We start from the raw sequence: 12379 nt of genomic DNA on the forward strand, positions 1-12379 counted from the left end.
GCTGCTCCGAATACAACAATATAGGAACATAAAGATATCGCGGGGGTGTACGATGCTGTTTTCGGTTATGCAACTGATTGGCGGCATTATTCTGTCGCTCGGATGGATTCCACAGATTGTGCAGATTGTCAGAACGAAGTCCGTTGCCGATTTAAGCTTAAAGGCATACCTCTTAATGCTGCTGGGGATCGCCCTGATGGAGGCTTATGCGGTTAACCTGACGTTAACGGGGGCAGGCTTGGCTTTTTTGATTACGAATACCTTATCTTTAGCTGTGGTGTCTGCAGTCATTCTGCTGATCATACGCTACCGCATTTGATATAATTAATTTCTAATACTTGTTCGCTGGAGGTTTCAAGTGAGACATATACGAGGAGTTATTCTGGAAGGGTATTCAAATGCCGGAAAAACGTCTGTTCTAAAGGCGTTAAAGTTGCTTCAAGCACAAGAGGAAGCATCGGAACGCAGCATCGTTGTCCTGAGTGAGCATTACTCCCAAGTATTAAACAATGTTCATGGCGAATTCAAACGGCTAGACCGCAACGAGCATCTTCAGCTATTGCAAAAAAGGGTTAGCATGCTGCGGCAATTAAATGAGTAGGCTGCTTTTCTGGGTCCGGATGCCTCCAGGTCTTCGAGAGGATCGAAGCATTAGAACATGAGCTGCTCGACCTTGGGGCTAAATGTGTATTATTAACGGTCTCTTCTGAACAAGTAGAGCAAAGAATGAAAAGTCGAGCACCTCATGAATGGATACACTTGGCCGAAGAAGAAATCAGACATTCAGCAGATGAATTTATAAGAACCCAAGCAGAATTACGCAGACAATCTAATCTATCAGTCCTGCCAACCATCGAAATCAACACCGATAACAAGGATTGGATTGCCTACGCAAAGCAAATAATGAATCTTTAGAAAAGAACCCTCACCGCCGTCCCCTTCCCCACCTCCGAGGATATTTCCACCCTATGCCCCAGCTTGCCGCAGATCTGCTTCACCAGATATAGACCCATCCCGGTGGATTCCTGGAAGCTGCGCCCGTTGACGCCGGTAAAATAAGGATCGAACACGCGGGGCAGATCTCCCGGAGGAATGCCTACTCCTTCATCGCGCACCTCCAGCACAGGCCTTCCCTGGTCGTCGGCAAAACCATGAAAATGGACAAACCGCCCCTCCTCCACTGTATAGCGCAGCGCATTTGTAATTAGCTGGGTCAGCACGAACGACAGCCATTTTTCATCCGAGGTAATGAATAGGCCGCTGTCCACCGAAATCGCCGGAAATACCCGTTTGCGGATGAACAGCCGTTTCTGCTCCGAGGTTACGCCCCGCACAATAGCCGCCAGGTCAAGCCGCTCCACATAAAAATCATGCTCAAAGGTGTCGAGACGGGCGGTGTAGAGCACGGTGTCCAGCCCTTTTTTGAGCCGGTCAAGCTCATCGCCAATTGCCGTAAAAGGCGGACCGTCCTTGTCCTGTATAATCAGATGAATGACTGACAGAGGAGTCTTCATCCCATGCACCCATTGGTTGATAAAATGAATATGCTCCTCAAGCTTATGGCGGTAGCTGTGCAGATCATTCTGGTACAGACGGAACTGATGGGCCAGCAGACCGCGCAGGCTCTCCGCCAGCGGCGAGCTTTGGGCAGGACCGCCAACCTCCTCCAGCGTAGAGGGAAGATTCAGCAGACGTTCGTAAAAGGAACGGTTGGAGATAAAGCGGTACGCCAGATAGGCCAGCAGCAGGCAGGTGCTAAGCAGCCCCGCATACAAGCTGACGTTCACCCCGCTGCCGCCGTCCAAACGGTATACTAGGGTGATCATCAGGAGTTGGGCCAGGTAAATTACAATGAGCGGTGTCTGTTCCCGCAAAAAGAGCTTCATGTTACGTCTCCCCCCCAATTCTCGCACAGTCTGTAGCCTTGACCGCGAACGGTCTGCAGGCCGTCCGTAATATCCAGTGCCGCAAGCTTCTTGCGCACCCGGGTCACGTACACATTCAGCGTATTGTCATCCACAAAAACCTGGTCGTCCCAGATTTTCTCCAGCAGCCGGTCGCGGGTGACTACGGAGCCAGCCTTCTGCATCAGCTCATCGAGAATTTTGGCTTCGGTGTGGCTGAGGTCAATCTTGGCGCTGCCCCGCGCCAGAACCAGCCGCTCCACATCCAGCAGCAGCCCAGCCACCGTTAAGCTGCGCTCATTGCCGCCTCCGGCGTAGGAACCGTAGGCCCGGCGGAGGTGGCTTTTGATTTTGGCGAGAGCAATCTCATAATCGAACGGCTTCGTGATATAATCATCGGCCCCGTTTTCCAGCGCCATCACCTGGTCCATTTTGCCGTCGCGGGCAGAGATGAACAGGATTGGACAAGTCGAAAGCCCGCGGATTTGGCGGCACCAGTAGTATCCGTCAAATTTGGGCAGATTCACATCCAACAACACCAGATGCGGTGCAAACTGCCCGAACTCGCTCCGCACCGCCTCAAAATCGTTCACCGCCTGTGTCTCATAGCCGAACTTATGTAGATACTCCTGGAGCAGCGTCACCAGTCCACGGTCGTCTTCGATAATAAAAATTTTGAACATTTCAAGCCTCCGGTCTGCAGCCTTAGCTGGCTAAGGGGTTTGCCCCATAATATAACCAGTCCCTGGGGTGTAGTCAAATATGTGGACCTAAGTTGGACACAAGTTGGGTCTAAGCTGGACCGAAGTCGTAACTGTATTCTATACAATTAAAAGAGAAGCTTAGGCCGCGAAAATACAGTTAATTGTACTTCGTACACTTATATATCGCTCCATTCCGCAAAAAGGGGCCATCGCCATATTTTAACTGCACGAAATGCAGCTATTGATGAAAATAGCCGGTTTGACGGCTTTTTAACTGCAGCAAATACAATTATCGGGATCAGCGGTGCCTCTGTTACTGAGCTTCATGCGATAGAATTCTCCCCGTTCCAATGTGCCAAAAAGCAAACCAGCCGCCCCTCCAGAGCAAGCCTGGGAGGGCGGCTGGTTCATTAATATTAGCTTTAGCTAGTCTTGGCAAGCGCCACCGCTGGGAGCAGCGGCATCCCGCAGCCTTCCCGCAAGTCTATTTGCCATCCAGCAGATTGCCCAGGCCGCCTAAGATGCTGCCTTCTTCCTTGCGGCCGGAATTGCCAGCAGCCGATAGGATGCGGTCCGCCATCCGGCTGAACGGCAAAGACTGCACCCAAATCTTGCCCGGGCCGCGCAGGGTGGCGAAGAACAGGCCTTCACCGCCGAAGAGGGCGGTCTTTACGCCTTTGACGAACTCGATATTATAATCCACGGAAGCGGTCATAGCGACCAGACAGCCGGTATCGAGCTTGATCGTCTCTCCAGGCTGCAGCGTCCGCTCCATGATATAGCCGCCGGAGTGGACGAAGGAAAGTCCGTCTCCCTCAAGCTTTTGCATAATGAAGCCCTCACCACCGAAGAAGCCGACACCCAGCTTGCGCTGAAACTCAATACCTATTGAGACACCTTTGGCCGCGCAGAGGAAAGCATCCTTCTGGCAGATAATTTTACCGCCGTATTGCTGCAGATCGAGCGGGATGATCTTGCCCGGATATGGGGCGGCAAAGGTTACACTTTTCCGGCCATAGGGTCCGGCGTGTGTGAAGATGGTCATGAACAGGCTTTCCCCGGTCAGCAGGCGTTTGCCCGCACCCATCAGCTTGCCCATCAGCCCGCCTCCGCGTGATCCGGTACCGTCGCCGAAGATCGTCTCCATCGAAATCTCCGGGTCCATCATCATGAAGCTTCCGGCTTCGGCGATAACGCTCTCCCCGGGATCAAGCTGTACCTCGACACACTGTATTTCCTCACCCATTATCACATAATCAATTTCATGAGCGCTCATCAATAATTCCTCCTAAATGTGTGCTATGTAATCCTATGTCTGTAAGGCTGAGATATATACGCTTCCTATGCGCAAATCGTTTCAAACTTCCGCATACCAAAAAGGCCAGCCTGAACGTATTCTGACTGACCTTTCGATTATCCCCGAAACAGGGTCTGATTCTGAAATTGTCACATTACCGTACCATCATGCGGCTTGTTTAGCTTGGGTTGGATTTTCGGTGCGTGGCTCAGCTTAGGTCTGCCAAGAGAGGTTGTAAATGTAATGACATAACCGGCAACGACGACTGCCATTACAGTGTACAGCGTTTCCTTGAGAGGCATATAGAAAAGCGATAACGCCAGAACGATAACATCCATCAGGATAAATACGGTTCCTACCTTAATTCCTTTCCATTCACTGATCAGCAGCGACAAAATATCGTCACCACCGCTCGCCCCGCCGCCGCGCAGGACCATTCCAGCTCCCAGACCTGTCAGTACGCCGGACAACAGCGCCGCAATCGGCAGGTTATCCTGCAGGTTGATGACCCAGCCGGAATAATGCTCCATCAGACTGTAGAATACCGTGAAGGCTCCTACGGAGATGAAGGTGTTCACTACAAACGCTCTTCCTTTGAAGATCATGGCGATTATGAGTACTGGTATATCCAAGAATAGGATGGATAATGAAGGCGAAATGCCTAGCACATATTTACCGAGCAGAGACAAACCTACGAATCCGCCCTCGGTTAGATGATTCTGATAATTGATGTGATAATAAGTAAATGCAAGCAGAAATGTTCCGGACAAAATGACAGTTAATCGAAGCAGCAAGCTCATGCTACTGTCTTGTTTCCTCATACAGGTCTCCCCTTATCGTAAATGGCGGCTTAGACGTCCTTTAAGCCTCTACGACGGGTATGACCGGAGGAGATGGTGCTCCTTCGCATATACAATACTCCCTTCCCTCGCAGAGGCGGTTTCGTCAAAAAGCAACGGTACGCGCACCTTCTACAGGGAAGCTAAGTATAAGACAGATCATAACGTTTCCAAATCGTCCTTTGGGGAATCGTCCTTCGGGGACACATGGTATCCTGATCCTTTCTCTAATTTGATGTATTCTTATTTAATTATACCACGCGGCGATGCTTCTAAAAACCGTTTTCCATTAAAAAACATCAAGCTTAATGTAAAATGTACGTCAGCCCGGATTGCGCAGCAGACGATTGACCGTCTCACGCCGTACACCGATCAGTTGCCCGATCTCCTCCTGTGTCAATAAATCCGTCAGCGGTGCGCCATGTGTGTATTCGTTGAACCAGCGGGTCAACAGCTCAAGCCGCTCGCCCGGTGTTCCGACGGTAAGATGGTCGAGGCGTGTCTGCATAAAACGCACCTTCTCCTGGAGCAGCAGGGCAATCTCCAACATTTTATCCGGCTTTTCGCGAATCTCGCGGTACCATTCGGCTGCCGGAATAACCTCCACCTCGCTTTTCATCATCGCTACTGCCGTTCCATGCGCCTCCTTCGGCGAAATGAGGGAATGGTGGGGGACCGTCTCACCGGGATACAGGAGGTTGAACAGCACTACGTTCCCGTTCTCATGGAGCCTAGTCACCTTAAACAGCCCGCTCTTCACCTTGTACAGATTCTGGCCGCCGTCTCCTTGACGGAACAGGACCTCTCCTTTGTGCAAAATCATCTCGCTCTCTCCTTCGGCTTCTCGTTATGTATATTGGTAATTATACAGAAATACGACTGAAAAATGGAGCGCACGCAGACAAAAAAGAAAAAGCTAATCCTAAAATGAAAGCCCCACAGACCACATTGGAGTGGAATGTAGGGCTTGTTGTTTGATGGATTTTGCTAGAGAATCACTTCGCCGCCAGCGGCTTCTTCCACAGTCCCAGCATCAGCCCGGAAATTACGGAGCCGATCAGAACCGCAAGAATGAACAGCAGGGCATTGCTGGAAAGCGCCGCTACAAAAATGCCGCCATGCGGAGCAGGAACATTGATTTTCCACAGTTGTGTCAGACCGCCGGCAACAGCGGAGCCTAAGATACAGGAGGTCAGAACACGCATCGGATCGGCTGCCGCAAAAGGAATGGCCCCTTCCGTAATGAACGACAAGCCCAGCACATAGTTCGTCAGACCGGATTTGCGTTCTGTTTCGGTAAATTTATTTCTGAAGAAGGTAGTAGCCAGAGCGATAGCCAAAGGAGGGACCATACCGCCCGCCATAACCGCAGCCATCATCAGACCGTTGGTGTTGCCGCTGGAGGTGAATACGCCAATCGCAAAGGTATAAGCCGCTTTATTGAACGGTCCGCCCATATCAATCGCCATCATTCCTCCAAGCACCAGACCCAGCAGGACGGCGTTGCCCGTTCCAAGGTTGTCTAGTACATCCTTGAGTCCTGTATTAAGCCAACTGAACACCGGATCGAACAGGTAGAACATGATACCGCCTGTAATAAGCAGGCTGAATATCGGATAGAGCAGGATCGGCTTCAGACCGTCAAGCGTTTTGGGCAGGCCGGCAAAGGCTTTGCGGAGCATAATCACCACGTAACCGGCAAGGAAACCGGCAGCCAGACCGCCAAGGAACCCGGCATTGGAGTTCAGGGCCATATAGCCCCCGACCATACCCGGCATCAGGGCCGGACGGTCGCCGATGCTGAGCGCAATAAATCCGGCCAGAATCGGAATCAGGAAATGGAAGGCGCCATCGCCGCCGCCAATGGTCTGAAGCAGCTTGACAATCGGATTGTCCACACCGGCAGCCTGCTCGAACAGGAAGGAGATCGCCAGCAGAATCCCGCCGCCGACTACAAACGGCAGCATGTGCGAAATTCCGTTCATCAGATCCTTGTATATTTTGCTGCCGACACTGCCGGATCTCGCTGACGTTGCTTCATCGCTGCTGCGGCCCTCGCTGCGGTAGATCGGGGCATCGCCGTTCATCGCCTTGGTGATCAGCTCTTCGGACTTCCGGATGCCGTCGCTCACTGGTCTTTGCAGTACCGGTTTGCCGGCAAAGCGGTCCATTTCCACTTTTTTGTCGGCGGCAACAATAACACCGCTGGCCCGGGCGATTTCATCAGGGGTCAGCACATTCGCTGCGCCTTCTGAACCGTTAGTTTCCACACGGATGTTGACACCCATTTCCTTGGCTTTTTTCTTCAAAGCATCTTCGGCCATAAACGTATGGGCAATACCCGTAGGACAAGCTGTCACAGCAACAACGAACTTCTCCGTATTCGGGTTGCCGATAATTACACGTGCTGCCTCCGGCTGCTTGGCTCCGCTTCCTTGTCCTTCTTCTTGTGCTTTAGCCTCAGCTTCGGCCTGTTTGGCATCGAACAATGCGATCACTTCATCAGGAGTCCGGGCCTTCATCAGCGCTTCGATGAATTCGCTTTCAATGAGCAGCCTGGACAATGCCGCAAGTGTCCGCATGTGCATATTTCCAGCGCCTTCCGGGGCGGCAATCATAAAGAACACTTTTGCCGGCTCATCATCGAGGGAAGCGAAGTCCACCCCTGCTGCGCTTTTGGCGAACACAACGGTGGCTTCATTAACGGCCTTGGTCTTGGCATGCGGCATGGCAATCCCGCCGCCGATTCCTGTGCTGGACTCGGCTTCGCGCGCCAGAATCTTCTCTTTGAACAGTACGGGATCATTAATCCGCCCGCTGGCCGCAAGACTGGCAATCAGCTCATCAATCGCGGCCTCCTTGGTCACGGCCTTGAGGTTCATGATCATGGTTTCTTTTATCAGCAAATCTGTAATTTTCATTACAATCAACTCCTTATATCACATGTGTGCTGCTTGTTTATACCTGAGAAATTTCAATCTGAGGCTTAAGCTGCTCAATGAGTGTTCTTTCCGCCAGGTCGTCGGAGAATGCCGTCGCGCTTCCACAAGCAACTCCGGTTCGGAAAGCCTCCAGCACATCTCCGGTAAGAGACAGTGTGCCCACAAATCCGGCGATCATGGAATCGCCTGCGCCCACTGAATTCCTCACTGTGCCAGATGGTGCACTCGCATAATACACGCCTTGATCCGAAATGAACAAAGCCCCTTCGCCTGCCATGGATACCAGCACATACCGTGCGCCTGACTCCATCAGCCTGCGTCCGTAAGTGATGATCTCTTCCCTTGTCTTGATGGTGACGCCGAACAACTCTGCCAGCTCATGATGATTCGGCTTAACAAGCAGCGGTTCCAGAGCCAGCGCATCCTTCAGTGCTTGACCTGTTGTATCAATCACGAATTCAGCCTTTTTGCGTTTGCATACTGCAATCAGCTTGCTGTAGAAGTCTCCCCCAAGCGAAGGCGGAGCACTCCCGGACAGAACGAGCGTATCCCCGGCTTGCAGCGCCTCCAGCTTAAGCAATAATTCTTCTGCTTCCGCATCCCGGATCACCGGACCGGTTCCGTTAATCTCAGTCTCTTCTGCGGCCTTGAGCTTGATATTGATCCGGGTATCATCTGCAACGGATACGAAATCGCTGGATATCTTTTCTTCGTGCAGCCAATCCTCGATATACCGCCCGGTAAAACCTCCAAGAAAGCCAATTGCCGTATTCTCCACCTCAAGCTGGTTCAGCACACGGGACACGTTGATCCCTTTGCCTCCAGGCAGCTTCAGATCCCGTGTCATGCGGTTAAGGCCGCCGAGTGTCAGGTCATCAACTTCCACGATATAGTCAATGGAAGGATTAAGCGTTACTGTATAGATCATTGTTATCCCTCATTATTTATGTTTTCTCGTCCTTACGCCAAGGTAAAGCCGACGTCGAGTCCTTCCAGCCCGCGAATGAAGCCTTCCGGTGCTTGCGTATCCAGAATGCAGTGATCAATTTCCCGCAGATCAGCCACCTTGCAAAAGGACACCTGGCCAATCTTGCTGTGGTCGGCCAGCAGAATAGCCTGCTTCGCCACTGAGATCATCTTGCGCTTGGTCGCAGCCTCCAGCATATTCGGAGTGGTGATGCCATCATGCAAATCCAGCCCGTTCGTGCCGAGAAATGCTTTATCCACCCGGACCATTTCCAGCGACCGCTCCGTCATCGGCCCTACAAAAGCCAAAGTATCCGGCCGCAGCAGCCCGCCTGTAATTGAAACTTCAATATTACGGCAATCCTTCAGCTCGTTCAGAGCGATCATGGAGTTCGTGATGACCTTTAGATTCGAAAATGTCTTCAGCGCTCTGGCAATCTGCAGCGTGGTGGTTCCACCATCCAGGAGTATGGCGTCGCCTTCCTGAATCATCTCCACTGCCTTGCCGGCAATTCGCAGCTTCTCATCGAGGAACCGGTCCTCTTTATCCGGAAACGCCGCTTCAAAATTCACGCTCTGCAGAGAGACCGCTCCCCCATGTGTGCGCTTCAGCAGCCGCGCTTCCTCAAGCTCCTTAAGGTCCCGGCGGACTGTAGATTCAGAAACGCCAAGCTCCTGGCTCAGCTCCTGAACCGAAGCTCTTGTATGCCTCTCGACAAAATGTACGATACTGGCCTTACGTTCCTCTTCAAACAAGGGTGGGCTCACTCCTCTCTACACAGCGCAAGTTATCAGCATTGAAATCCTGCGTTATCTATGGATAGCTTTGCTTCATAAATGATCAGAAACGTGAGCGGCAAATTGATCGTTATTGACTATTCGTGATCACTTCTGCTCATTTATGATTGTAACAGCGTTTACATTCCGTGTAAAGCGCTTTTTTTTGGTTATTTTTCTCTTGAGGAAGCAAAAATATACCCGATTTTCCCCACATAATCTGCAAGTGTGCTTCAATGACCGGCGATGCTCATTTGTGCTCATTTGCTTTATTAATTAGTTTTTCAAATGAGGCTTAGAAATATCCTCTCAATCGCCTATTTCATCCCGGCAGGGTTTTACATATTTTATATTACATACGTGAAAAAGCGGGTGAACTGGAGATGGCCAAAAACAACAACAATTCTGGACACGGGAACAACAGCAATAATAACCCTAAAAAAAGTGATAGCGGCGGTCCCCTCGAAATAGATGAGCTGGACGCTGAAGATTATGCTATTATTGGAGCCGGGCTAACCGCTCTTGGGGATTTCTTTGCCTTTCTATCTCTGGTCAAAGCCAAGCAAGTCACCAAGGAAACCGGAGGCCAGACCGACATTGAGCCGGTTTTATTCATTAGATCCAGAAAAAAAGCGGTAAGACGCAAAACCCGTCCACCGCGTTAATTGACTATATTCAGGCAGGAAGAAGCCAGTGGAATTGCTTAATGCTGTTTAGCCGGGAGCTTACTTCCCGCCGCACTAATGTTAGGAATCTGACAAGCTCTGCACCATGTCCTCCACCGCTATGGACAAGCCCGCGTTGACCTTCTTCATGAAAAGCCCCGTGATACATAATACAACAAGAGACGGAGTATTCTCCCCGGGAGAATCTCCGTCTCTTGTTGTGCTGATGCTGTCAGCCCCGCAGGGAGCGTACCACAAAGATATGGCTGCCTTTCAGCAGGCTCTGCCCGTCCTGAAGCGTAACCGAGCCTTTGGTATGCGAAAGGATCGTCGTATTGAAGGCAATCAATTGGTCGCCCTTCCATACTGTCACAGCCGATTTGAAATAGACCGCATTATCGAACTGCTGGCGTTCTCTCATGACGTATCCGACAGAATGCAGAACCGGAGGGAAAGCTCTCTCCTTGGGAGTAAGCGCCTTGATGAATACAATGTCACGAAAAGGCACAGAAATTTCCTGGTGGCCGATTACGGCCACTGAAGCTGCAGGGTCCCATTTGCGCAATACACCCTTCATGATTGTGTAGGGCTCTTCTCCGCAATACATTATGACTGGTCTGCCTACCCAATGCTTCATTGCCCCACCCCCTCCGCTGTGTCCAAGCTAACTATATATTCGGTATGAACCAGTCTATTCCCTGTAAGCCTTTCGATTCCAGGTATCCGTTAGCCCGTGAAAACGGACGGCTGCCGAGAAATCCCCGATGCGCCGAGAAGGGGCTTGGATGCGGAGACTGGATAACCAAATGGCGGCTGCGGTCGATGTAGGCCCCTTTTTGCTGGGCGTGGCTGCCCCAGAGGATGAACACCATCGGCTCCTGCCGTTCATTCAGCTTCTCCATGACTGCATCCGTGAAGGTCTCCCAGCCGAGCCCTTTGTGCGAATTGGGCTGCCCTTCACGCACCGTCAGCACTGCATTCAGCATCAGGACACCTTCCTCCGCCCAGTGCAGCAGCGAGCCGTGGTTCGGAACAGTCGCACCCATATCTTCCTGCAGCTCAGTGTAAATGTTGCGTAGAGAAGGCGGAATGCGCACCCCCGGTTTGACCGAGAAGCTGAGGCCATGCGCCTGGCCTGCTCCGTGATAAGGGTCCTGGCCCAGAATAACTACCCGCGTCTTATGGTAAGGTGTCAGCTTCAGCGCCGAGAAAAGATCTTCTTTGGGCGGATACACCTTATACTGCTTATACTCCCTGGCTAATGCATAACGAAGCTCCTGAAAATAGGGCTTTTGCGTCTCCTCCTGCAATACTTCATTCCAATCGTTGTCAAACATCCCCGTTCTCCTCCCGATTACTGCGACATATTCATCATTGCCTGATGACAGCGATATTATCTTGCGCCTTGCCGTTTATTTCCGGCCGTAGTCAGCCTTGATCTCTCCCCACTCTTTGGTCTGCCATTTCAGCAGCTTGTTGTCATATGTATTACTCTGCAGCCACTTCTCCGCACGGTCGATCAGCGTCCATATTTCTTCTGTCGAAGCATCGCGCGGCAAGGTTGTGGCCACCTTCTTCTGCTTGACCCATTTGAGCGCATTCACAGAATCGCTGTAAACCGTTCGGCTGCTGCCCTCTTTCTTAAGATGGGCCAGCGCATGGACGATAGCCAGAAACTCCCCGAGATTGTTGGTGCCTTTCTTAATAGGGCCGCAGGAGAAAATAATATCTCCGGTCTGCGTATCCACGCCCTTATACTCTACCGGTCCAGGATTCCCCCGTGTTCCCACATCTACCGAAATGCTGTCATAGTCAATTTCCGCCGAGGTTTCCACGGACGCGCTGCGCTTGTACGTTCCGCCCGCCGGCCTGCTCTTCGCCGCGCCTGAAGCTGCCGCTCCGGTTCCCCAGTTGCCCTTCCAGCCCGCCTTATAGGCGGCCTCCGCTGCGGCTTTGGATTCGTAAGATTTATATTTTGCCCCGGTATAGTGGTCTGTCTGCGCCTGGCATTCCGCCCATGTGCCGTAAACTCCCGGCGTTTTGCCTTCCCACACCACATAATATTTCTGCTTAGCCAAGGGTACAGCTCCTTTCATCCTAAGGTGAACTATTCAAAAGAATATTGTAATCCAAACTGCGCGTATATAGAAGTAATAATAATAGCCTGAGCGCGGTGTGCAGGAATTTTGCGGATAATTAGGCGGTTACAGGCTCATAATATCCTCATAGCTTTGCCCGGGCCTATTTTATCATTTATAGAACGGCTGGTAAATTTGACTGGCGAA

Annotated in this window: 14 protein-coding genes; 3 read left to right on the forward strand and 11 right to left on the reverse strand. The window is 51.5% G+C overall.

What is annotated here, in order from left to right; translation table 11 throughout:
- Window positions 1–52: 52 nt before the first annotated feature.
- Entirely contained in the window at window positions 53–319 is a 267-nt protein-coding gene (locus AC0LWN_RS26300; protein WP_474670630.1) for a PQ-loop domain-containing transporter, read from the forward strand.
- 39 nt (window positions 320–358) lie between these two features.
- On the forward strand, window positions 359–601 hold the full coding sequence (locus AC0LWN_RS26305; RefSeq protein WP_474670632.1) for a hypothetical protein: 243 nt from the start codon (window positions 359–361) through the stop codon (window positions 599–601).
- A 310-nt stretch (window positions 602–911) separates the two neighbouring features.
- Here the strand turns inward: AC0LWN_RS26305 and AC0LWN_RS26310 are convergent, their stop codons facing one another.
- The 8 genes from AC0LWN_RS26310 to AC0LWN_RS26345 form a co-directional block, all read right to left on the reverse strand.
- Window positions 912–1886: a sensor histidine kinase gene (locus tag AC0LWN_RS26310; RefSeq protein ID WP_474670634.1), complete on the reverse strand. Its 975-nt coding sequence runs from the start codon at window positions 1884–1886 to the stop codon at window positions 912–914.
- The gene (locus AC0LWN_RS26315) at window positions 1883–2587 is read right to left on the reverse strand and encodes a response regulator transcription factor (RefSeq protein WP_474670636.1); all 705 of its coding nucleotides are present in this window, start codon (window positions 2585–2587) and stop codon (window positions 1883–1885) included. Before AC0LWN_RS26315 ends, AC0LWN_RS26310 begins: the two co-directional genes overlap by 4 nt.
- A gap of 505 nt (window positions 2588–3092) precedes the next feature.
- Window positions 3093–3884, reverse strand: coding sequence for a TIGR00266 family protein (locus AC0LWN_RS26320; RefSeq protein ID WP_474670638.1), 792 nt, complete (start codon window positions 3882–3884; stop codon window positions 3093–3095).
- Window positions 3885–4054: 170 nt separating this feature from the next.
- The gene (locus AC0LWN_RS26325; protein ID WP_474670640.1) at window positions 4055–4726 is read right to left on the reverse strand and encodes a YitT family protein; all 672 of its coding nucleotides are present in this window, start codon (window positions 4724–4726) and stop codon (window positions 4055–4057) included.
- 340 nt (window positions 4727–5066) lie between these two features.
- Entirely contained in the window at window positions 5067–5567 is a 501-nt protein-coding gene (locus AC0LWN_RS26330) for a Crp/Fnr family transcriptional regulator (RefSeq protein WP_474670642.1), read from the reverse strand.
- Window positions 5568–5739: 172 nt separating this feature from the next.
- Window positions 5740–7665 carry a PTS fructose transporter subunit IIABC gene (locus AC0LWN_RS26335; protein ID WP_474670644.1) on the reverse strand — a complete coding sequence of 642 codons (1926 nt, stop codon included), beginning with the start codon at window positions 7663–7665 and terminating at the stop codon, window positions 5740–5742.
- A gap of 37 nt (window positions 7666–7702) precedes the next feature.
- Window positions 7703–8614 (reverse strand): 1-phosphofructokinase, encoded by a 912-nt coding sequence (gene pfkB / locus AC0LWN_RS26340; protein WP_474670646.1) that lies wholly within the window; start codon window positions 8612–8614, stop codon window positions 7703–7705.
- 32 nt (window positions 8615–8646) lie between these two features.
- The gene (locus tag AC0LWN_RS26345; RefSeq protein WP_458964017.1) at window positions 8647–9408 is read right to left on the reverse strand and encodes a DeoR/GlpR family DNA-binding transcription regulator; all 762 of its coding nucleotides are present in this window, start codon (window positions 9406–9408) and stop codon (window positions 8647–8649) included.
- 404 nt (window positions 9409–9812) lie between these two features.
- Between AC0LWN_RS26345 and AC0LWN_RS26350 the strand changes: the two genes are divergently transcribed.
- Window positions 9813–10094: a hypothetical protein gene (locus AC0LWN_RS26350; RefSeq protein ID WP_474670648.1), complete on the forward strand. Its 282-nt coding sequence runs from the start codon at window positions 9813–9815 to the stop codon at window positions 10092–10094.
- A gap of 232 nt (window positions 10095–10326) precedes the next feature.
- Here AC0LWN_RS26350 and AC0LWN_RS26355 read toward each other — a convergent pair whose 3' ends face one another.
- From AC0LWN_RS26355 to rnhA, 3 genes are all read right to left on the reverse strand, one after another.
- Window positions 10327–10731 carry a hypothetical protein gene (locus tag AC0LWN_RS26355; RefSeq protein WP_474670650.1) on the reverse strand — a complete coding sequence of 135 codons (405 nt, stop codon included), beginning with the start codon at window positions 10729–10731 and terminating at the stop codon, window positions 10327–10329.
- Window positions 10732–10762: 31 nt separating this feature from the next.
- Entirely contained in the window at window positions 10763–11431 is a 669-nt protein-coding gene (locus AC0LWN_RS26360) for a uracil-DNA glycosylase (protein WP_474670652.1), read from the reverse strand.
- A 75-nt stretch (window positions 11432–11506) separates the two neighbouring features.
- A complete protein-coding gene (rnhA, locus tag AC0LWN_RS26365; protein WP_474670654.1) occupies window positions 11507–12172 on the reverse strand; it encodes a ribonuclease H in 666 nt (221 codons plus the stop codon).
- Between the last annotated feature and the right edge of the window lie 207 nt (window positions 12173–12379).

Source organism: Paenibacillus sp. sgz302115, assembly GCF_056120445.1.